Annotated in this window: 20 protein-coding genes; 12 read left to right on the top strand and 8 right to left on the bottom strand. The window is 72.0% G+C overall.

Features of this window, described 5'->3' with window-relative positions:
• The first annotated feature begins 6 nt into the window (after nucleotides 1-6).
• Both ACFVYR_RS12985 and ACFVYR_RS12980 read left to right on the top strand, forming a co-directional pair.
• Entirely contained in the window at nucleotides 7-609 is a 603-nt protein-coding gene (locus tag ACFVYR_RS12985) for a hypothetical protein (protein WP_384256616.1), read from the top strand.
• Nucleotides 610-768: 159 nt separating this feature from the next.
• Nucleotides 769-2,088, top strand: a complete 1,320-nt coding sequence (locus ACFVYR_RS12980) for an MFS transporter (protein WP_384256619.1) — start codon at nucleotides 769-771, stop codon at nucleotides 2,086-2,088.
• 572 nt (nucleotides 2,089-2,660) lie between these two features.
• Here ACFVYR_RS12980 and ACFVYR_RS12975 read toward each other — a convergent pair.
• Nucleotides 2,661-2,888 (bottom strand): hypothetical protein, encoded by a 228-nt coding sequence (locus ACFVYR_RS12975; RefSeq protein ID WP_384256621.1) that lies wholly within the window; start codon nucleotides 2,886-2,888, stop codon nucleotides 2,661-2,663.
• A 79-nt stretch (nucleotides 2,889-2,967) separates the two neighbouring features.
• Here ACFVYR_RS12975 and map point away from each other — a divergent pair, with 79 nt between their 5' ends.
• Complete coding sequence (gene map / locus ACFVYR_RS12970) at nucleotides 2,968-3,825, top strand: type I methionyl aminopeptidase (protein WP_384256623.1); 858 nt, start codon at nucleotides 2,968-2,970, stop codon at nucleotides 3,823-3,825.
• A 201-nt stretch (nucleotides 3,826-4,026) separates the two neighbouring features.
• Nucleotides 4,027-4,695, top strand: coding sequence for a heme oxygenase (biliverdin-producing) (locus ACFVYR_RS12965; RefSeq protein ID WP_384256626.1), 669 nt, complete (start codon nucleotides 4,027-4,029; stop codon nucleotides 4,693-4,695).
• A gap of 83 nt (nucleotides 4,696-4,778) precedes the next feature.
• Here ACFVYR_RS12965 and ACFVYR_RS12960 read toward each other — a convergent pair whose 3' ends face one another.
• Nucleotides 4,779-5,429 carry a PhzF family phenazine biosynthesis protein gene (locus ACFVYR_RS12960; RefSeq protein ID WP_384256628.1) on the bottom strand — a complete coding sequence of 217 codons (651 nt, stop codon included), beginning with the start codon at nucleotides 5,427-5,429 and terminating at the stop codon, nucleotides 4,779-4,781.
• A 479-nt stretch (nucleotides 5,430-5,908) separates the two neighbouring features.
• Between ACFVYR_RS12960 and efeO the strand changes: the two genes are divergently transcribed.
• From efeO to ACFVYR_RS12935, 5 genes are all read left to right on the top strand, one after another.
• On the top strand, nucleotides 5,909-7,072 hold the full coding sequence (gene efeO, locus ACFVYR_RS12955) for an iron uptake system protein EfeO (RefSeq protein ID WP_384256811.1): 1,164 nt from the start codon (nucleotides 5,909-5,911) through the stop codon (nucleotides 7,070-7,072).
• Between the two features lie 24 nt (nucleotides 7,073-7,096).
• Nucleotides 7,097-8,344, top strand: a complete 1,248-nt coding sequence (efeB, locus tag ACFVYR_RS12950) for an iron uptake transporter deferrochelatase/peroxidase subunit (RefSeq protein WP_384256630.1) — start codon at nucleotides 7,097-7,099, stop codon at nucleotides 8,342-8,344.
• A 4-nt stretch (nucleotides 8,345-8,348) separates the two neighbouring features.
• Nucleotides 8,349-9,203 carry an iron uptake transporter permease EfeU gene (gene efeU, locus ACFVYR_RS12945; protein ID WP_384256632.1) on the top strand — a complete coding sequence of 285 codons (855 nt, stop codon included), beginning with the start codon at nucleotides 8,349-8,351 and terminating at the stop codon, nucleotides 9,201-9,203.
• A gap of 77 nt (nucleotides 9,204-9,280) precedes the next feature.
• Nucleotides 9,281-9,619, top strand: a complete 339-nt coding sequence (locus tag ACFVYR_RS12940; RefSeq protein WP_384256634.1) for a hypothetical protein — start codon at nucleotides 9,281-9,283, stop codon at nucleotides 9,617-9,619.
• A gap of 71 nt (nucleotides 9,620-9,690) precedes the next feature.
• Nucleotides 9,691-10,677, top strand: a complete 987-nt coding sequence (locus ACFVYR_RS12935; RefSeq protein ID WP_384256637.1) for a hypothetical protein — start codon at nucleotides 9,691-9,693, stop codon at nucleotides 10,675-10,677.
• A gap of 111 nt (nucleotides 10,678-10,788) precedes the next feature.
• Here ACFVYR_RS12935 and ACFVYR_RS12930 read toward each other — a convergent pair whose 3' ends face one another.
• The gene (locus ACFVYR_RS12930) at nucleotides 10,789-11,526 is read right to left on the bottom strand and encodes a bifunctional DNA primase/polymerase (protein WP_384256639.1); all 738 of its coding nucleotides are present in this window, start codon (nucleotides 11,524-11,526) and stop codon (nucleotides 10,789-10,791) included.
• Between the two features lie 168 nt (nucleotides 11,527-11,694).
• Here ACFVYR_RS12930 and ACFVYR_RS12925 point away from each other — a divergent pair, with 168 nt between their 5' ends.
• Entirely contained in the window at nucleotides 11,695-12,597 is a 903-nt protein-coding gene (locus ACFVYR_RS12925) for a glycerophosphodiester phosphodiesterase (protein WP_384256642.1), read from the top strand.
• On the opposite strand, the gene ACFVYR_RS12920 is transcribed toward ACFVYR_RS12925, so the two are convergent.
• Entirely contained in the window at nucleotides 12,572-13,216 is a 645-nt protein-coding gene (locus ACFVYR_RS12920) for a TetR/AcrR family transcriptional regulator (protein WP_384256644.1), read from the bottom strand. The genes ACFVYR_RS12925 and ACFVYR_RS12920 overlap by 26 nt on opposite strands.
• Nucleotides 13,217-13,483: 267 nt before the next feature.
• On the opposite strand from ACFVYR_RS12920, the gene ddaH reads away from it, so the two are divergent.
• Complete coding sequence (gene ddaH / locus ACFVYR_RS12915) at nucleotides 13,484-14,317, top strand: dimethylargininase (protein ID WP_384256646.1); 834 nt, start codon at nucleotides 13,484-13,486, stop codon at nucleotides 14,315-14,317.
• On the opposite strand, the gene ACFVYR_RS12910 is transcribed toward ddaH, so the two are convergent.
• The gene (locus ACFVYR_RS12910; RefSeq protein WP_384256649.1) at nucleotides 14,314-16,314 is read right to left on the bottom strand and encodes a glycoside hydrolase; all 2,001 of its coding nucleotides are present in this window, start codon (nucleotides 16,312-16,314) and stop codon (nucleotides 14,314-14,316) included. The two genes, ddaH and ACFVYR_RS12910, sit on opposite strands and share 4 nt — an antisense overlap.
• 190 nt (nucleotides 16,315-16,504) lie before the next feature.
• Between ACFVYR_RS12910 and ACFVYR_RS12905 the strand changes: the two genes are divergently transcribed.
• A complete protein-coding gene (locus tag ACFVYR_RS12905; RefSeq protein WP_384256651.1) occupies nucleotides 16,505-16,996 on the top strand; it encodes a hypothetical protein in 492 nt (163 codons plus the stop codon).
• Here ACFVYR_RS12905 and ACFVYR_RS12900 read toward each other — a convergent pair whose 3' ends face one another.
• The 3 genes from ACFVYR_RS12900 to ACFVYR_RS12890 all read right to left on the bottom strand — a co-directional run bounded on the left by ACFVYR_RS12900 (nucleotide 16,997) and on the right by ACFVYR_RS12890 (nucleotide 20,647).
• The gene (locus tag ACFVYR_RS12900) at nucleotides 16,997-18,010 is read right to left on the bottom strand and encodes a small ribosomal subunit Rsm22 family protein (protein ID WP_384256653.1); all 1,014 of its coding nucleotides are present in this window, start codon (nucleotides 18,008-18,010) and stop codon (nucleotides 16,997-16,999) included.
• 217 nt (nucleotides 18,011-18,227) lie between these two features.
• A complete protein-coding gene (locus tag ACFVYR_RS12895; protein WP_384256655.1) occupies nucleotides 18,228-19,403 on the bottom strand; it encodes a serine hydrolase domain-containing protein in 1,176 nt (391 codons plus the stop codon).
• Nucleotides 19,358-20,647, bottom strand: a complete 1,290-nt coding sequence (locus ACFVYR_RS12890) for a multidrug effflux MFS transporter (RefSeq protein WP_384256657.1) — start codon at nucleotides 20,645-20,647, stop codon at nucleotides 19,358-19,360. Before ACFVYR_RS12890 ends, ACFVYR_RS12895 begins: the two co-directional genes overlap by 46 nt.
• Nucleotides 20,648-20,787 lie beyond the last annotated feature (140 nt).

Below are 20,787 nucleotides of genomic sequence, written 5' to 3'. Positions count from 1 at the left end.
GACGCCATGGACGCCGTACGGGTCGCGCTGCTGCGCGAAGTGCTCGCCGGGACCGAGTGGCTGGGCGCCACGCGCCGCTTCGCAGGAACGCTGCGGTCCTCCGTCGTGCCGCACGGCGGCGGGCTGCTGCTCGTGGGCACGGCGGCGTACGAACCGTGGCACCTGGCCGCGCACCTGGTCGACGAGGCGGCCTGGTCGGGCACGCCGGAGCTCACGCCGACACTGGTGCGGCACGAGGTCCTCGCCACGGATCCGGCCCATCTCTCGACCGGCCTCGGCCGGATCGAGGCCGCACGGCGCGGCGAGACGCTGCTCGTGGTGGCGCCGGACGCGCCGGACGCCGAGCTGCTCACGCGGGTGCACGACGCGCGCAGGGCGGGGGCGACGGTCCTGGCGCTCGGCTCAGGGGACCGGGACCTGGACGCGCTCTCGCACGAGGCGCTGACGGTCCCCGAGACGCCCGACCTCGATCTCGACACGGTCCAGCACCTGGTCAGCGCGGCGGCGGGAGAGAACGCGCGGCCCGAGACGCGTCGCCGCGGGCGGCTGCGCGACCGGTTGTCCCGCCTCGCCGACGAGCTGACTTCGCCGCCGCCGACGCGGTGGTGAGGGGGGTGGGGGTGCAGTTGCTCTGGGCGGGGTGCGGTTGCTCTGGGCGGGGTGCGGTTGCCCGGGGCGGAGGTTCGGTCGGCCTTCGGCGGAATTCCGGTCGCCCGGTGTGGAAATTCAGTTGCCCGGCGCATCCCGCGCCGCTGACCATGGCTTCTCGTGCCCCTCTCCGCGATACTGCCCGACCTCTCCCCCTGGCGATCCACCCGTGACTTCCGGTTGCTGTGGGTTCAGGGGCTCGTCACGTACTTCGGCAGTTTCATGGCGATGGTCGCCCTGCCGTTGCAGATCAAGGATCTGACGGACTCAGCGTTCGCGGTCGGCGCGATGGGCGCGGTCGAACTCGTGCCGCTGATCGTCTTCGGGCTCTACGGCGGCGCGCTCGCCGACGCCGTGGACCGGCGCAAGGTGATCCTCCTGACGGAGGCGGCGCTCGGCCTGCTGGCCGTCGTCCTGCTCGTGAACGCGCTCCTGCCAAGTCCACTGCTGTGGCCGCTGTACGTCGTCGCGGCCGGCGTCTCCGCGCTCTCCGGGCTCCAACGGCCCGCCCTGGACTCGCTGATGGCACGGATCGTCCCGCACGACCAGTTGACGGCGGCCGCCGCGCTGAACTCGCTGCGCTGGAACGTCGGGGCCATCGCGGGCCCCTCCCTCGCCGGCCTGGTCGTCGCCTACGCCGGGCACGCGTCCGCGTACGCGGTCACGATCACCGGCTTCGCCGTCTCCGTCGTCCTGTGCACCCGGCTCTCGCCCGCGCCCGCCGCGCACGACGCGGAGAAGCCGTCGCTGAAGGGCCTCGCGGAAGGCGCGCGGTACGCGTGGTCGCGGCCGGTGCTGCTCGGTACGTACGCGATCGACATGGCCGCGATGTTCTTCGCCTTCCCCAACACGATCTTCCCGTTCCTCGCGGACGACCTGGACGCGGAGTGGGCGCTCGGGCTGATGTACGCGGCCGGGGCGGTCGGCTCGCTGCTGTTCAGCCTCACCAGCGGGTGGACGTCGCGGGTGCGGCGGCACGGGCTCTTCGTGGTCTTCGGCGCGGCGGGCTGGGGACTCGCGATCACCGCGGCGGGGTGGCTGTCGAACATCTGGCTGGTACTCGGCTGTCTCGCCCTCGCGGGCGCGGGCGACATGGCGAGCGGACTCGGCCGCTCCACCATCTGGAACCAGACCATCCCCGACGAGCTGCGGGGGCGGCTCGCCGGGATCGAGGTCCTCTCCTACAGCGTCGGCCCGCAGCTGGGGCAGGTCCGCGCGGGCGCGGCGGCGGGGTGGACCGGCACGCGGTCCGCCATCTGGTCCGGCGGGCTGGCCTGCGTGGCCTCTGTCGGCGTCCTGGCGGCGGTGCTGCCGCGGCTCCTCTCGTACGACGCGGGCACGGATCCCGATGCGGAGCGGCGCCGTATGGCCGCGGAGCGGGCGCCTGTCCCGGGCTCTGCCGAACCCGTTGGCCCCGCCCCGGAGCGGGCGGCCCCGTAGTCCACGCTCACCGGCCCGGCCCCACCGGTCCTACCGGCCCGGCCCTCCGCGGAACCGGCTCCCCGCAGCTCAGCCTCACTGCGAGCAGGACCTGCACTCCCCACCCACCCGCCCAAACCCCAGCCCCACCCGGCAAGCCCCGCACCCCCATGGAGCAGCCACCCCCACAGCCCGGCCTCACCAAACCGAAACCTGCACTCCCCACCCACCCGCCCATACGTCGGCGACCCGACGTCACGGAGCAAACGGGTGGGTGGGGGGGGACCCATCGCCGACCGCACCTACGACAACGCAACGTCGCGGGGCAAACGGGTGGGTGGGCGGGAAACCCGCCGCGGAGCGGCGAAGAACCCGTCGCGGAGCGACGTGGAACCCCGGCGCGGGGCGCCGCAGAGCCCGACGCCGAGCGCCGCAAACCCCCGGCGCGGAACAGCGCAGACCCCGCGCAAAGCGCGCAGAACCACGGCGCGGAACGGCACAGACCCCGGCGCGGAGCGGCGCAAAGCCCCGGCGCGGAGCGGTGCAAAGCCTCGGTGCGGAGCGGCGTAGAGTCCCGCCGCGGAGCGGTGGGGTCAGTCGGTTTCGCCCCGCGCAGCGGGATCGTGCCAGCGAGGATCCGTCTCCCACTGAAGGTTCCGCTCCTGAGCGGTCCGCATCGCGCTCTGCGCCTCCTCGGGCGACGCGTAGGGGCCCATGCGGTCCTTGCCGGGGCAGTCCGGGCCCTCCTCGACCTTTCCGTGCTCCAGGCAGTAGAACCACTCGCCCGGCTTGCCGACGGTCTTCTTCTTGAACAGCGCCATGCCCCGCTCCTTCCGTACCCGATCCGGTCATGCTCTCCGGGACCATGCTGCCCCAGGACGGCTGGCTAGACTCGCCGGCATGTCTGGCCAGTCACTGCTCGTCCCAGGGGAGCTCTCCCCCACCCGTTCCGTACCCGGCAACATCAGGCGCCCGGAGTATGTCGGGAAGCCCGCGCCGACCCCGTACACGGGGCCCGAAGTGCAGACCCCCGAGACCATCGAGTTGATGCGCACCGCGGGCCGCATCGCCGCCCGCGCCATGGAAGAGGCCGCCAAGCACATCGCGCCCGGTGTGACCACCGATGAGCTGGACCGCGTCGCGCACGAGTACATGTGCGACCACGGCGCCTACCCCTCGACCCTCGGCTACCGCGGCTTCCCCAAGTCGCTGTGCAGCTCGGTCAACGAGGTCATCTGCCACGGGATCCCCGACTCCACCGTCCTGAAGGACGGCGACATCATCAACCTCGACGTCACCGCGTACATCGGCGGCGTCCACGGCGACAACAACGCCACGTACCTCGTCGGCGACGTCGACGACGAGTCCAGGCTGCTCGTCGAGCGGACCCGGACCTCCCTCGACCGCGCCATCAAGGCCGTCAAGCCCGGCCGGCAGATCAACATCATCGGCCGTGTCATCGAGTCGTACGCCAAGCGCTTCGGCTACGGCGTGGTCCGCGACTTCACCGGCCACGGCATCAACTCGTCCTTCCACTCCGGCCTGATCGTCCCGCACTACGACAGCCCGCACGCCACGACGGTCATCCAGCCCGGCATGACGTTCACGATCGAGCCGATGCTCACGCTCGGTACGCACGAGTACGACATGTGGGAGGACGGCTGGACCGTCGTCACCAAGGACAGGAAGCGGACCGCGCAGTTCGAGCACACGCTGGTGGTGACGGACACGGGGGCGGAGATCCTGACGCTGCCCTGACCGGTCGACCGGTGGACCGGCCGGCCGGCCGATATCCGGGTTCTTCGTTCCGTACGGTTCCGCGAGCCGAAGGCGGGTACCTTTTTTACCGACAGGATGTCGGGAACCAGTTGACTTAGGTAAGCCTAACTTGCCATGATCTGCGGAGGTCGCACCGGTTCCCGCCATCCCGCCACCCCCGGCTCCCCTTGGAGGCCCCTCATGGACACGGCGCCCACGCCCTTCTCGACGGTCATCCGCACCGCGTCCCACGAGCAGCACACCGAGGCGGAGACCTCGGCCTTCATGAGCGACCTGCTCGGCGGCCGGCTCGGCGTCGACGCCTACACGCGCTACACCGAGCAGCTGTGGTTCGTGTACCGCGCCCTGGAGGACGGCGCGCGGGCCCTGCGGGGCGACCCCGTCGCGGGGCCGTTCATCCGGCCCGAGCTGGAGCGCGTGGGCGAGCTGGAGCGCGACCTCACGCATCTGCGGGGCGCGGACTGGCGCGAGGGCGTCACGCCGCTGCCCGCCACGGCGGCGTACGCGGCACGGGTCGAGGAGTGCGCCCGCACCTGGCCCGGCGGCTATGTAGCCCACCACTACACGCGCTATCTCGGCGACCTGTCCGGCGGCCAGATCATCCGCGGCAAGGCGGAGCAGACCTGGGGCTTCGACCGCAAGGGTGACGGCGTGCGGTTCTACGTGTTCGAAGGGATAGCCAATCCGGCCGCGTTCAAGCGGAGCTACCGGGAGCTGCTCGACGGGATCGACGCGGTGGTCGCGGACGACCTGGAGAAGAAGCGGATCGTCGACGAGTGCCGGCGCGCGTTCGCGCTGAATACGGCGGTCTTTCGTGAGCTGGGGGAAGAGTTTCCGCTCACCGCGTGATGAGAGAGCCGACTCGGGGGCTCCCCCGGGCCCCCGGGCCCCCGCTCCTCAAACGCCACGCCGGAGGGGCTGAAAAGTCCCTCTCAGAAGGACACCGGCCTCACCCGTCCCCCTACCTCGATCGACCCGTCCGGCCCCGGCGCCGTCAGGATCTGTGAGCCGCGTCCCTGCGTGATGTTGAGGGCGCGGCCCAACTCATGTGTGAGCTGGAGCGCCGCCGCGCCCGTCGCCTCGTCCTCGTCGATGCCGTCGCCCCGGCCGGGGAAGCCCCTCGCCCGCACCCGCCCCGCGGCCTCGTCCTGCCAGGCCCAGGCGTAGACCCACTCCCCCGGCGGCGGCACGTCGAGCGCGTCGACCTCCGCCGCCGACGCGTACCGCCGCAACGTCCTCGGCGGCGCCCAGTCCGACCGCGCCGTGATCCAGCTGAACTCGCCGTCCTGACGCGCCGCCACCACCCCGGCGGGCGTGACGAGTTCGGGCCGGCCGAGGAGCCAGGCCGTGCCGACGCAGGGATGCCCGGCGAAGGGCAGGCGCAGGGACGGTGTGTAGATGTCGATGACGCCGCGCTCTGCGTCGTCGACGAAGACCGTCTCGCTGAAGCCGAGCCGCGCGGCGAGCGCCCGGCGCTCCTCGGCCGCGCGCATGCGGGCCCCGTCGCGCACGACACCGAGTTCGTTGCCGTGCCGACCGTCGGGCCCGCAGAAGACACGGAGTACGTCGTGCGGTGCAGTCATCCCCGCATTGAAACATCACACCGTTTCGGTGCCGCGCCGCCGCCGTGCCACGACGACCGCGCCCGTGCCCGCCGCGAGCGCCACGCCCGCCACGCCGAGGAGCGCCGCCGAGGGTACGGAAGAGCCGGTGGCCGCCAGCGCCCCCGCGCCACCGACCGCCCCTCCTCCCCCACCAGCACCACCCACAGAACCCGAGCCCGGCCCCACTCCCGCACCCGCACCCGCACCCGCACCCGCGCACGGGCGTCCCCATGATCACTCCGTGCCGCACCCCTGCGGCTTGACCATCGCTTTGCCTGGTCATGGGCCGCCCATCGACCGGCCGTGATCGGCTCGTGAGCGGTCGTGCGGCGTGAGAGCTGAATCACGGGTCGGGCGGGTATTACCGAGGTAAGGCTCGGTTAAGTTAGGTCGGCCTCACCGGCTTGCGGTGGGGTCGAATGCCGTCCGTGACCGTCTTGGAGCCCGCTATGCGTCCCGTGCGCCCCGCACGTCTGCCCGTCGTCACCGCCGTCGTCGCCGCGGCCGCCCTGACCGCCGTCACGGGCTGCACGGAGAAGAGCGACGCCAAGGGCGGCGGCAACACCGTGAGCGTCACCGCCACCGACGACAAGTGCGAGGTCTCCAAGAAGGAGCTCTCCGCCGGTCACGTCGAGCTGGCCATCGAGAACAAGGGCTCCAAGGTCACCGAGGTCTACCTCCTCTTCCCCGACGACCGCATCGTCAGCGAGCGCGAGAACATCGGCCCCGGCACCAAGCAGAAGCTCACCGCCGAGGTGAAGGCCGGCTCCTACGACATCGCCTGCAAGCCCGGCATGAAGGGCGATGGCATCCGCCAGAAGGTCACCGTCACCGGCGGCGGCCGGACCGCGAAGCGCGACCCCCGCCTTGACAAGGCCGTCGCCGCCTACCGCGAGTACGCCCAGGAGCAGGCCGACGCGACGCTGCCGAAGACGAAGGTCTTCACCGACGCCGTCCGCAAGGGCGACCTGGCCGCCGCGAAGAAGGCGTACGCCGACTCCCGCATCGGCTGGGAGCGCACCGAGCCCGTCGCCGAGTCCTTCGGCACCATCGACCCCAAGGTCGACGTGCGCGAGGACGGCCTGGCGGACGACCAGGACCCGGAGAAGGACTGGACGGGCTGGCACCGCCTGGAGCGGGCCCTGTGGAAGGACAAGAAGATCGGCGCGCGCGAGAAGCAGCTCGCCACGCGGCTCGACAAGGACCTCCTCGCCTGGCAGAAGAAGGTCGGCAAGGCCGTCATCACGCCGACCTCGATGGCCAACGGCGCCAAGGAACTCCTCGACGAGGTCGCCACCGGCAAGGTCACCGGCGAGGAGGAGCGCTACTCGCACACCGACCTCGTCGACTTCAAGGCCAACGTCGAGGGCGCCCAGAAGTCGTACGAGCTCCTGAAGCCCGTCGCCGCCGAGAACGACCCGCAGCTCACCAAGGAGCTCGACAAGCAGTTCGCGGCCCTCAACAAGCTCCTGGACAAGTACCGCGAGGGCGGCGCCGGCTCCTACCGGTTCACCTCGTACGACAAGCTCGGCAAGGCGGACACCAAGGAACTGTCCGACGGCGTCAACGCGCTCGCGGAGCCGCTGTCGAAGCTGGCCGCGGCCGTCGCCAAGGCCAAGTGACCGGCAGAACCGGCAGGGGAAACGATGACTGAGGAAACCTCCCGTACACCGTCCCGGCGTTCGCTGCTCGGCTGGGGCGGCGCCGGGCTCGCGCTCGGCGCGGCCGCGGCGGGCGGCGCGGTGACGATGGCACGCTCCGAGGACGAAGCGGCGCCCGCCGCCGACTCGGGGGCGGCCGTCGCCTTCCACGGCGCGCACCAGGCGGGCATCGCCACCGCCGTCCAGGACCGCCTGCACTTCGCGGCGTTCGACGTGAAGACGGCCGACCGCGCGGAGTTCGTGCGGCTCCTCAAGGACTGGACGCGGGCCGCGGCGCGGATGACGGCGGGGCACGCGGTCGGCGAGGGCGCGTACGGCGGGCTCGCCGAGGCGCCGCCGGACGACACCGGCGAGGCGCTCGGCCTCAAGCCGTCCCGGCTGACCCTGACCATCGGCTTCGGGCCCTCCCTGTTCGAGAAGTTCGATCTCGCGGACAAGCGCCCCGAGGCCCTGGTCGACCTGCCCAAGTTCCCCGGCGACAACCTCGACAAGGCCCGCAGCGGCGGCGACCTGTGCGTGCAGGCCTGCGCGGACGACCCGCAGGTCGCCGTGCACGCCATCCGCAACCTCGCCCGCATCGGCTTCGGCAAGGTCGCGGTGCGCTGGTCGCAGCTCGGCTTCGGCAAGACGTCGTCGACGACGCCGGGCGCGCAGACCCCCCGTAACCTCTTCGGCTTCAAGGACGGCACGCGCAACGTCTCCGGGGACGACACCGCCGCGCTCGACCGGCACGTGTGGGTCGGTGAGAAGGACGGGCCCCGCTGGATGACCGGCGGCTCCTACCTCGTGGCGCGCCGCATCCGCATGAACATCGAGACGTGGGACCGCACCTCGCTCGGTGAGCAGGAGGACGTGTTCGGCCGCGACAAGGGCGAGGGCGCCCCGGTCGGCAAGGCCAGGGAGCACGACGAGCCGTTCCTGAAGGCGATGAAGCCCGACGCGCACGTCCGGCTCGCGCACCCCCATGCCAACGGCGGGGCGACGATCCTGCGCCGCGGCTACTCCTTCACGGACGGCACCGACGGCCTCGGCCGCCTGGACGCGGGCCTCTTCTTCCTCGCGTACCAGCGGGACGTGCGCACCGGATTCATCCCGGTGCAGCGCAATCTGGCGCGCTCCGACGCGCTCAACGAGTACATCCAGCATGTGGGTTCCGCGGTCTTCGCGGTCCCGCCGGGCGTCCGCGGCAAGGGCGACTGGTGGGGCAAGGACCTGTTCACCGGGGAGGGATGAGCCGATGTTCGGCAACTATCTGATCGGCCTGCGCGAGGGTCTGGAGGCCAGCCTGGTCGTCTGCATCCTCATCGCCTACCTGGTGAAGACCGGGCGGCGGGACGCGCTGGCGCCCATCTGGACGGGCATCGGTGTCGCGGTGGCGCTCGCGCTCGGCTTCGGCTGCGCGCTGACCTTCGGCTCGCAGGAGCTGACGTTCAAGGCGCAGGAGGCGCTCGGCGGTTCGCTGTCGATCGTCGCCGTGGGCCTGGTGACGTGGATGGTCTTCTGGATGCGGCGCACGGCACGGCACCTGAAGTCGGAGCTGCACGGCAAGCTGGACACGGCGCTGCAGATGGGCACGGCCGCGCTGGTGGCGACCGCGTTCCTCGCGGTGGGCAGGGAGGGCCTGGAGACCGCCCTCTTCGTCTGGGCCTCGGTACGCGCGTCGAACGACGGCTCGCACGGCCCGCTGCTCGGCGTGATCCTGGGCCTGCTCAGCGCGGTGGCGCTCGGCTGGCTGTTCTACCGGGGTGCGGTCCGCATCAACCTCGCGAAGTTCTTCACCTGGACCGGCGCGATGCTGGTCGTGGTGGCGGCGGGCGTCCTCGCGTACGGCGTGCACGACTTGCAGGAGGCGGAGTTCGTCGGCGGCCTTCGCGACAAGGCGTTCGACATCAGCGCGACGATCCCGCCGGACAGCTGGTACGGCACGCTGCTCAAGGGCGTCTTCAACTTCCAGCCGGACCCGACCGTGGTGCAGGTCGTGGTGTGGCTGCTGTATCTGGTGCCGACGCTGGCGTTCTTCTTCGCGCCGGGACGGTCCACGCAGCGGGCGGCGCAGAAACCGGCGAAAGCGACCGTTCCGGAACAGGGCTGACCTGGCGCACGGGGCTCGAACTGCCGTGCCTATGATCGTCGTTCACCAGTCGGCCGATCTCTGAGGATGATCCCCCCATGCGAACCTCCCGTTTCGGGAAGAGCCTTGCCACGCTGACCGCGGCGACCGCCGTGGCCCTCGGTGCCTCGCTCGTGACCGCCCCCACCGCCTCCGCGGTTGGCGGCAGCGCCTGCACCAAGAACGTCAAGAACCACAACATGATGGTCATCAATGTCGGCGCCACCGCGTACTCGGGTCCCGGCATGAGCTACCGCAAGCTCAAGCGCCTGGAGTGGTTCGACAACGTCTACGTCCGCTGCTACACGGTCAAGCGCAACACCCAGTGGTACTACGGCGACCTGCCGCGCAGCAGCAAACGCGGCTGGGTCAACGCGCAGCTCCTCCAGGAGATCTGACCCGCCTCGGGCACCCTCTTCCCGGGCCCGATATGGTTCGGCCCCGGGAAGGGGCAGGTGAGGAAATTCCGATGAGCAGCGTTCGCAGGGTCCGTGGTCTCGGCCGGCCCGCCACGGCGTCGGCGGCGGTGGCGGCGCTGGCGCTGTCCGTGAGCGGATGTGTGACCGTGCACGGCGAGCGGGAGGTCGTGCCCTCCGCCACGAAGGCCGAGGCGGGCCGCGCGCTCAAGGCGTTCCTCGCCGCGTACAACAAGGCCGACAAGGCCTACGACCCGGCCGCGGACGCCGCCCGCATCACCGGCCCGCTCGGCGCCATCAACCAGGGCGGCCTGAGGTCGCGGCACGTGCAGCACCCGGGCGGCAATCCGGGCCACCAGCCGCTGGAACTGACGGACGTGTCGTACACGATCCCGAAGAAGGCCGGCTGGCCGCGCTGGTTCATGGCCGACACCCGGGCCAACCGCCGCTCGGACCTGCGCTGGCTGTGGGTCTTCACCAAGGGCGGCCCCGACGAGCTGTGGCGGGCCACCTACCTGAACCTGGTGTCGCCGCAGAAGCTGCCGAAGCCGAAGAAGGACAAGGACGGCTTCGCCGAGCCGGTGGACGTGGCGGCGAAGGATCTCGCGCTGGCCCCGCAGGACCTCGGCGAGAAGTACACGTCGTACTTGAAGTCGGGAGGTGACGCCTTCGCGCCGGGCGACCATACGACGCGCTGGAAGGCGTACCGCGAGCGGAACTCGCGGCGCGCGGGGCTGGCCGTGCAGTACATCGACGAGCCGCAGAACGGCGGCGCCTTCGCCCCGCTGGGGCTGCGCACCGAGGACGGCGGCGCGATGGTGTTCTTCTCCACCCGCCACTACGAGAAGCAGACCGCGTTCAAGGGGCTGAGCCCGAAGGTCGACGCGGACGCGAAGGCCCTGCTCAAGGGCGAGGTGCGGCAGTCCCTGCTGCTCGACCGGGTCTCGAACCAGGTGGCCGTCGACCCGAAGCGCAAGAGCGGCGACAAGGTGGCGATCCTGAGCCGCATCCAGGGCCTGACGGGCGCCAAGGGCGACTAGGGCCTGTCTTTCGGATCTGTCCGGGGCCGCGGGGCCTGGCACGCACATCTGCGGCGTTGTCGTCGGTTGCCAACGCTCCGCGTTGCCGGCCGTCGGACCCCCGCAACGGCGTCAGCCCCTCAACGGCCAGGCGGCGACGTCCTGTTGGGGCTCTCCCGCGACCCGCGCGCATTCGTCGGTGAGGGTCGCGAGGAGCGTCAGCGGATCAGGCAGCGGGTGCTCGGGGCCGCGCAGCCAGCGCACCTCCTGGTCACCGGGGAGCCGGGCGGGCGGCACCAGGACGTACGAGCCGCGGCAGTGCCAGCGCAGGCCCGGGTGCTCGTCCATCGTCTCGGGGTGGCAGTCCAGCTCGCAGGGCCACCACTCGTCCTCGTCCTCGGGGGTGCCGCGCGTCGCGGTGTAGAAGAGCAGGCGGCCCCGGCCGTTGCTGCCGCCCGACTCCGCGACGGGCCCGACGTCGATGCCGGCGGCCAGGAGCCGCTCCAGGGCCTCAAGACCGGCGTCCAGCGGTACGTCGAGGACGTCGTGGATCATGCCGGTCGCGGTGATGAAGTTGGCCTGCGGCTGGTGGCGGGCCCACCGCTCGATCTGGCCGCGGTCGGTCGTGGACTGCGTCTGCCAGGCGAAGGAGACGGGATGCCTGGCGGGTGTGGGGCAGCCGATGCGGTCGCACGAACATCGGTACCCCGACGGATACGCGGCCGGGGCGAGCGGCAGCCCGGCCGCCGCGGCGGCCAGCAGCAGGTCCTCGCGGGCCCGGTCTTCCGCGGCCGTGTCCTTCGGACGGCGGCGGAGCCACTGGGAAATCCTGCTCCGCCCGCCGGACCGGCTACCGAACTCCGCGCCCATCTAGCCCCTCACCTCGCCGTTGTGCCGAAAGCATGACCCATGGTCCCACCATCCTGCGCCCTGGGGGGCCGGAGCCCACATCCGGGGTGGCCGGGGCGGTACCAGTTGCGGTCCCCATAGGGGGGCATCACGTAGAAAGGTGGGATTTTCCCCCCTACGGTGGGCGTCATGGTCATTAGGACTGTGCTGACGGGCCTCACGGCGCTGACCCTCACGACACTGAACGGCTTCCTCACCCCGATCGAATGGGGCGGCGGCCCCCTGACCGTGGACGCGCTCCCCCGCGTCGTCTACACCGCGCACCGCGGCGGCGCCCTGGAGGTGCCGGAGAACAGCATGTCGGGCCTGGCCACGGCCTTCGAGAGCGGCACCGCACAGGTCATCGACTTCGATACGCGGATGCTGGGCGACGGCACGATGGTGGTCATGCACGATGCCACCCTGGACCGCACCACGTACTCGTCGGGCCCCGTGAGCGACCTGGACCGATGGCAGTGGCTGGGGGTCCGGCTGCGCCAGGAGATGACGCTGCCCGGCCACTGGCGCCCGGAGCGGCCGCCGACGGTGGCGGAGGTCCTCGACCGGTTCGGCGGGCGGATCATGCTGATGCTGGAGGCCAAGGACCCGCGGAGCCTCAAGTCGCTGGCCCGGCTGATCCGCGCCCGGGGCCTGACCCGCTCGGTCTTCGTGAACTCCAACAGCCCAGCGGTCGCCCTGCGCGCCCACGAGCTGGGCCTGCTGGCCCAGCTGTGGCGCTCCAAGAAGCAGATGAGCACCGACCGGCCCGAGGACTGGGCGCCCTTCGTGGACGTGCTCGACGTGGACTACAAGGCGCGCGACCGCGATCTGGAGCGCGCGGTGAACTCGGGCATCCCACGGGTGTGGGCGCACACGGTGACCACGCCCAGGCAGCGCGACCGGGTGCTGCGGCTCGGCTGCAACGGCGTGATCACGGACGCCCCGGGCCTGCTCTCGCGCACGCCGGTCAAGCGGGCCGGGGCGGCCGGGGCCGTCAGGGCGGCGCGGCAGCCTTCGGTGGGGCCGCTCAGGGGGCCGGCGGGCGTGACGTGATGCCGTAGAGGGCGTACTCGACGAGCGCGTCGGCGTAGGCGTGGGTGAGGGGCCCCGTGCGCATCATCCAGCGCTGGGCGAGGGGGCTCGTCCACATCTCCAGGGCGATGCGGGGGTCGATGCCGGGCCGGACCTGGCCCGCCTCCTGGGCCCGGCGCACCCGGTCGGCGTAGACCTGGAGCTGCGGCTCCAGGAGCTTCTCGACGAACTCGGCGCCCAGCTCGGGGTTGAGCAGCCCCTCGGCGGCGAGCGCACGGTAGGGGGCGTCGTACTTGGGGTCGTTGAACTCGTCGACGGTGGCCCGCATCACGTACTTGAGGTCGGCCTCCAGGTCCCCGGAGTCCGGGATCTCGCTCTGGACTTCGTCCAGGCCCGCGCTCTCGCTCGCCTCCCGGGCGGCCTGCTCGGCGAGGTCGAGGAAGGCGTCGAGCAGGACGGCGCCCTTCGACGGCCACCAGCGGTAGATCGTCTGTTTGCCGACACCGGCGCGGGCCGCGATGGCCTCGATCGTCAGTTTGGCGTAACCGAGCTCGTCGACCAGGGCGAGGGCGGCGTCATAGATCGCGCGGCGCGAGCGTTCGCTGCGGCGCGTGGAGTCTGGGACGGTCTTCTGAGCCATGCGACCGAATGTAGCAGCGGGCCGAACCGAGACGTACCGTCTTGACGAGACGAGTTGTCTCGTGCGGAGTGCGCACGGCCCGCGATGAGCGGCGGAGGCGGGGACCGGCGGAGGCGGGGCGGAGAGCCGCCACGGACTTCGGGTGTGATGACCATCTCCGTAACCACCCGTTCGGTTCACAGCGCGAAGGCTCCTCACCCCGCACTATGGGCTTCAACTGCCCCACCAAGGACGGCAGCTGACACTGCGGTACGTGAGGAGCCTTCTTTGTCCCGTATTCCTCGCTCTCCTCGGCGCGCCACACCCCGGCGCTATCTGATGTGCCCACCGGCACACTTCAAGGTCACGTACTCCATCAACCCCTGGATGGACCCCGCGAAACCGGTCGACGTCCCCCTGGCCATCGCCCAGTGGGAGGACCTGCGCGACCGGTACCGGGCCCTCGGCCACACCGTCGAGGAGCTCGTCCCCCGGCCCGACCTGCCGGACATGGTCTACGCGGCGAACGGCGCGACCGTCGTGGGCGGACGCGTGCTCGGCGCCCGCTTCGCCTACCGCGAGCGCGAGCGGGAGGCCGCGGCCCACCTGGAGTGGTTCCGCGCGCACGGCTTCACCGAGATCCACGAACCCGTCCACATCAACGAGGGCGAGGGCGACTTCGCCGTCACCGCCTCCTACGTCCTGGCGGGACGCGGCTTCCGGGCCAGCCCGCTCTCGCACGGCGAGGCGCAGGAGTTCTTCGGCCGCCCGGTGATCGGGCTCGACCTGGTCGACCCGCGCTACTACCACCTGGACACCGCGCTCGCCGTCCTCGACGACGCGGCGGACGACGTCGTCTACTACCCGCCCGCCTTCTCGCCCGGCAGCCGGTCGGTCCTGCGGCGCCTGTTCCCCGACGCGCTGATCGCCGAGGAGCCCGACGCCGTGGCGCTCGGGCTCAACGCCGTCTCCGACGGGCTCCACGTGCTCCTGCCGCAGGCCGCGGTGGGCCTCTTCGGGCCGCTGCGCGCCCGCGGCTACGAACCCATCGGCATGGATCTGAGCGAGCTGCTCAAGGGCGGCGGCAGCGTGAAGTGCTGCACACAGGAGCTGCGCGTCTAGCTCTTGTGCAGATCGGCCGGGCAGAGCCTGCGCGGCGCGTCGTCGCCCTTGAGGCGGGCGTCGACGCAGCCGCCGGGCAGCCCGTCGTACGCCTTGGTGCCGAAGTTGGCCGTGACGGTCAGCGTGCCCCCGCCGAACACCGTGCGCTGGACGGTGTTGGCGCCGTTCAGCCGCCGGTAGGAGGTGAGGGGCTCGGTGCCCGCGGCCTTGTGCAGCGGCTCGAAGTAGTTCTGCAAGGCGGCCAGTTCGGTGCCGTGCTGCTTCAGCGACTTGCCGTCGAGGACGTAGTTGAGGGGGGTGTTGTAGAGCATGGCGAGCAGAGCGCGGGTGGTCTTCTGCTTCGGCAGCTTCTCGTACGAGAGCTCCCAGCGCTCGGTGTTGACGAGGGAGCCGTGCAGCGCGGTCTCGTAGAGCGGGACGCGGTAGCGGGGGTCGTACATGGCCTTGGCCAGGTCGGCGGGGAGGTCGACCGGCTTGAAGAAGACGCCGGGCGCGGTCTCCGGGTAGTAGCCGCCCCACTTCTCGCGGTCCTTCTGGAGCTTCCACATGCCGTCGGCGACCGGCGTGCCCCCGCCGTGGTCGAAGGCCAGCGGCCCGTTCGCCCAGGGCTGGGCGGTCTCCGAGCCGAGGACGAGCCCGGTGTCCGCGATCCGCCGCATCCGCGCGAGGCGGTTCGCGCGGTCCTCGGCCCTGGTCATCCGGTGGCCCACGCCGTGGTCGCGGAAGAGTTCGCCGGTGGCGTCGACGTCGAGGAAGTAGCTGTCGGCGCCGTTGGCGACCATCGAACGGGTGCGGTCGGCGAGGTAGTGCCGACGGGGCTCGGCCCGCTCGAAGGCCTGGGAGCTGAGGTAGCAGCCGCGCCCGCCGAAGCCGGTCACCGGCTTGCCCTTGGCGTCGCGGACGCAGAAGTCGGGGTAGACGGTGCCGGGCCAGATCGCGTTCGGGGCGTCGGCGGTCCTGGGGTCCTGACCGTTGGCGAAGGAGTCGTAGGGCCCGGTCAGGTAGCCCGCCTTCTTCGCCGCGCGCACCGCGGCCCTGTCCGGGTAGGGCTTGCCGTCGTAGCCGAGCCACATCCGGTCGACGCCGAGCTTCTTGAGCTGCTCGATCCCATCGGCCTTGCGGGCGTCTCCCCAGGTGTAGGCGTGGAAGGCGCCGAGGAGCCGCCCCGTGGCGGGGTTCTTCGCGATCTTCCGCTTCAGGCTGCCGAGTCGGCCGCGCTCGGCGAGGTAGGAGCGGTAGTCGGCGGCGGGCGCGCCCGCGTTGCCGTCGGTCAGCGCGAAGGTGACGGAGTAGTCGCGGGTGCCCTCTCCGCCGTCGAAGGAGTGCTTCGCCGTGGCGCGCAGGCGGCCTCCCGGGGTGGTGAAGCCGAGGGTGGTGCCGATGTCGGTGGGGGTGAGGTAGCTGACGCCGGTCCTCCTGCCGAGGGAGTAGCCCCACAGCGGCAGGGTCAGGTCGGCGCCGACGTCGACGGTGCTGCCGCCGAGGCCGCCCTCGCCGGTGGTCCAGAAGGCGTCGTCGACGGGGATGTCCAGGCCTTCCCCGCGGGGCAGCTGGAGGGCCGAGGCGGCGGCGTCGGTGCCGGTGACGGGCCAGCTGACGGAGGTGTCGCGGTCCGACTCCAGCCGGAGGGAGAGGCGGCCGTGGTCGGTGCGGGCGGTGACGTCGATGCCGCGCTCGGGGTAGCTCCAGCGGGCCCCGCCCTTGCCGGTGCGGGTCACCGGGCCCGGCGCGCCGAGGTCGGTGCCGGAGGCGTCGGAGAGGGTGATGTCGCGGCCTTCGCGGGTGTGGGCGCGTACGGCGAGGGAGGCGGTGTCGACGACGGCCGTGCCGCCGTCGACGGCCAACTCGACCTCCTTGCCGTGCGGTTGCCCGGCGTCGGCCGTGAAGGCGTAGGTGGTGGCACCGGCCGCGACGACCGCCAGCGCGATGGACAGGGAGAGGAAACGTGTCTCCGACCGCCTGCGGGCGTGGCCTGGAGAACTGCTCTTGGTGGGCATGGAGAAACTGAATAGTCCCCGACTTTAAGAATCTTCTAAGATTGGGGGCAGTTCAGCCACCTGGCCGAGGACGTGCTAACAATACGGACGCACAGGTACGCATCCCGTCCAGTGCGAACGCATCACCACAACCAAACAGTTGGGTCCATTGGGGCCCTGGGGGAAGAAGAGGTATAGCGCAGTGAATCGCATGCGCACGTCCGCCGCAGTGCTGGCCACCGCGGGGGCACTCGCCGCCGGCCAGCTCGGACTCGCCGGTTCCGCTTCTGCGGCGAGCGGTCCGTCCGCCGTGCAGGCATCGCCGCGGGCCGCCGTCTCCGGCTGCCCGATCGACATCGTCTACCCGAAGCGCTTCTACTACGACGCGCACGGCAACGTCACCAACGGCGGCCTGTACTTCGGCATCAAGAGCAAGACCACGCGGAGCATCAAGAAGGTCACGTTCACGGTGACCAACACCAAGAACATCCGCTTCAAGAAGGCGACGCCGACGGGCGGCAAGATCACCCGCCGGACGACGCAGAGCGTCTCGGTCTACGACAAGAGCCTCGCGGGCAAGGCGAAGCTCGGCTTCAAGGTGCAGACGCGCCTGCTCAACACCCGCTCGTTCGGGGTGAAGTTCACCCTGCGCGGCACCGGCTGGAACTGCTCGGTCAACCAGGGGACCTGGGGACCGGCGTAGTCAGTCCGCTTCGGCGGGCCGGGGCGGCCACGCGTCGCCCCAGTCCGCGTCGCGGGCCGCGCGGTAGAGAGAACCGTGGCGCTTGGTCACGGTCTCTCTGCGCAGGGACTCCTCGGTCCCGCACAGGTCGAGGAGGACCTGGCCCTTGCGGATCTGCGGGCGGCGCACGACACGGGAGGGCGCGGGCCGCGGTTCGAAGCGGACCGCCGCGACATAGCCGAACTTCTCGTCCTCGTACGCCAGTGACCCGCCCTTGACCTGGCGGTGCAGGGACGACCTGCTGACCCGGGCGGAGAAGTGGCACCAGTCCGTGCCGGGCTCGATGGGGCAGGCGGCGCTGTGCGGGCAGGGCGCGGCGATCCGGAAGCCCGCCGCGATCAGCCGCTCGCGCGCCTCGATGATCCGCGCGTAGCCGTCGGGGGTGCCGGGCTCGATGACGACGACGGCCTGCGCGGCCGCGTCGGCCGCCGCGTCGACGACCGAGCGGCGGTCGCTCTCCGTCAGCTCCCCGAGGACGTACGACACCGTGACGAGATCGGTGCTCTCCATGGCGAGCGCCGCACCGATACGGGAGCGCTGCCAGCGCGCGGCCCTCAGCTGCGGCGCCGCTGCGGCCAGTTCACGCCCCAGGGCCAGCGCGGGCTCGGCCCAGTCGAGAACCGTCACGGGCCGCTCCCCCGCCCAGGTCTCCGCGACCGCCCAGGTCGCCGCGCCCGTCCCGCCGCCCACGTCCACGTGCCCGCCGGGCGCCCAGCCCTCGGGGGCCGCCTCCGCGAGGGCGGCGAGCGCCGCCCGTACCGCCTCGAAGGTCGCGGGCATCCGGTACGCGGCGTACGCGACGACGTCCGCGCGGTCGCGCAGGATCGGGGCGTCGGTCGGGGTGCGCCCCCGGTAGTTGGCGATCAGCCGGTCGACGGCCTGCCCCGCCTGCTTGGGCGGAAGGCCGTCCAGGAGCCCGGCGAGGGCGGTGCGCAGGGTCTCGGCCGGTGAGACGGGAAGGATCTGGGCGTTCACCCGGCGATTCTACGGGGGTGGGGCCCCGGCCCCGGCGCCCCGAAGGGGCGCGGGGAACCGCGCGAGCGACCGGAGCCGGCCGGCAGCCGCCGCGAGGCCGCACAGCGGCGGACACACCGGCGGACGCACCGGCTGGCGCCCGCAACCCCACGGGACCACACGGGACCACACGGGACCGCACCGGCCGGACGCACCGGCCAGGGGCACCCCGCCCCGCCTACCGCCCCCGCGCCGCACGGGCCAGCCGCGTGCCCGCCGCCGCGCGGGGCCCGCTGTCGGCGGCCTCGCGCCGGGGGTGCACCGTGTTCGCGAGCAGTACCAGGAACGTGTCCGTCGCCGGGTCGATGACCAGGGAGGTGCCGGTGAAGCCGGTGTGTCCGGCCGCGCCGCGGCCCGCAAGATCGCCCATGAACCAGGGCTGGTCGACGCGGAAGCCGAGGCCCGGCGCCGTCAGCATCAGCTCGACGAAGTCGGGGCCGAGGATGCGGGCCCTGCCGTAGCTGCCGCCGCACAGCAGCGTGCGGCAGAACACCGCCAGGTCGCGGGCGGTGGAGAAGAGGCCCGCGTGCCCGGCGACGCCGCCGAGCGCCCAGGCGTTCTCGTCGTGGACCGTGCCCCGCAGCATCCCGCGGTCGGCCTTGGCCCAGGGCCTTCGCTGGTCCTCCGTCGCGGCGGCCTCGGGGCACGGCCCGAAGCCGGTGGCGGTCATCCCGAGCGGCCTGGTGATGCCGTCCCGGACGAGGGCGTCGAGGGGGCGGCGGGTGAGGCGCTCGAGGACGCGCTGGAGCAGCAGCATGTTCAGGTCGGAGTAGACGTACGCGCCGGGCGCGGTGACCGGGGCCTCCTCGCGCAGGGCGGCGAGGCGCGCGGCGTCGTCGGGGAGGTCGTACAGCGGCAGCTCGGGCCGCAGCCCCGAGGTGTGGGTGAGCAGCTGGCGGACCGTGACGCCGTGCTCGGCGACGGCCGTGAACTCGGGGACGTACGCCCCGACGAGCGCGTCGATGCCGAGCGTGCCGCGCTCCAGCTGCTGGACGGCGGCCACCGTGGTGAAGAGCTTGGTGAGCGAGGCCAGATCGAAGGGGGTGGCGGGGCGCATCGGCACGCGCCATCCGTGGGGCAGCTCGACGCCGGTGCCGGTCTCCGGGTCGTACGAGGCGTAGCGCACCGCCCAGCCCGTCGCCTCCTGCGCCGCGATGACGGGGCCCCGGCCCACGGTGACCACCGCGCCCGCACACCAGGGGCGCGGCCCGCGGGTCAGGTCGCGCACCTCGGCGACGAGGTGGCCGATCTCGTCGGGGTCGAGGCCCGCCCGGTCCGGGGAGCCGGGGCGCAGGAGTCTGGGTGAGCTCAGTGGTCCGCCTCCTGCGCGGGCCTGTGCTGCCAGGGGCGGCACAGGCCGAGGAAGCAGACGATGGCCGCCACCGCGCAGACGAGCTGGACGACGGCCATCGGAACGGCCGTGTGCTCGCCCGCGATGCCGACGAGCGGCGAGGCGACCGCGCCGACGAGGAAGGAGGAGGTACCGAGCAGCGCGGAGGCGGAACCGGCGGCGTGCGGGGTGCGCATCAGCGCGAGGGACTGCGTGTTGGGCATGGTGACGCCCATCGACGACATGAGGACGAAGAGTCCGGCGGCGACGGGGAGGAGGCCGACGTCGCCGAAGACGCCCGCCGTCATGAGCAGGAGCGCCGTCGCGGCGACCGTGATCATCGCGAGGCCGACGGCGAGGACCTTGTCGAGGCCTACGCGGCCGACGAGGATCTTGCCGTTGAGCTGGCCCGCGGCGATCAGCCCGACGGAGTTGACGCCGAAGAGGAGGCTGAAGGTCTGCGGGGACGCGCCGTAGATCTCCTGGATCACGAAGGGTGAGGCGGAGATGTAGGCGAAGAGCGCGGCGAACGCGAAGCCGCCCGCGATCATGTAGCCGGCGAAGACGCGGTCGGCGAGGAGCGACCTCATGGTGCGCAGCGCCTCGACGGTGCCGCCGCTGTGCCGCTTCCCGGGGGCGAGGGTCTCGGGCAGCCGCCGCCACACCAGGAGGGTCAGCGCGGTGCCGACGACGGTGAGGACGAGGAAGATGCCCCGCCAGTCGGTGAAGCGCAGCACCTGGCCGCCGATGAGCGGGGCGGCGACGGGCGCGACTCCGGAGATCAGCATCAGGGTGGAGAAGAAGCGGGCCATCGCCATGCCGTCGTACAGGTCGCGGACGACGGCGCGGGCTATCACTATCCCGGCGGCTCCGGCGAGGCCCTGGAGCAGCCGGAAGCCGATGAGCAGCTCCGCGGTGGGTGCGAAGGCGCAGATCGCGGTGGCGAGTACGTAGACGAGCAGGCCGGTGAGGAGGGGCCGGCGGCGGCCCCACTTGTCGCTCATGGGGCCGACGACGAGCTGGCCGAGCGCCATGCCCATGAGGCAGGCGGTCAGGGTCAGCTGGACGGTGGCGGCCGGGGAGTGCAGGGCGTCGGTGACCTGCGGCAGGGCCGGCAGGTACATGTCCATGGAGAGCGCGGGGACGGCGGTGAGGCCGCCGAGGACGAGCGTGACGAGGGCTCCGGTACGGCGGAGGGCGGCGGGGCCGGGTGGCTCCGCCGCCTTGGTTTCCGGATGTGCCTGTGTGGCCTGCCCGAGCTCAGGCATCGCGCCCCTCCCAGTTGCTGCGTGTGCCCCTCCATCGTCGCAGCTGTGGGCTCCGCCCCGGTACGCGGTGTTCACGTGGCTCGGTCGATCACCGGCTTCGCCGGTTCGTCCTCAAGCGCCGGACGGGCTGGAACTACCCG

Origin of the sequence: Streptomyces sp. NPDC058284 (assembly GCF_042881135.1) — a bacterium.
Classification (GTDB): Bacteria; Actinomycetota; Actinomycetes; order Streptomycetales; family Streptomycetaceae; genus Streptomyces.
The sequence above is the reverse complement of the archived record's forward strand: the minus strand, read 5'-3'. Positions and strand labels throughout refer to the sequence as shown.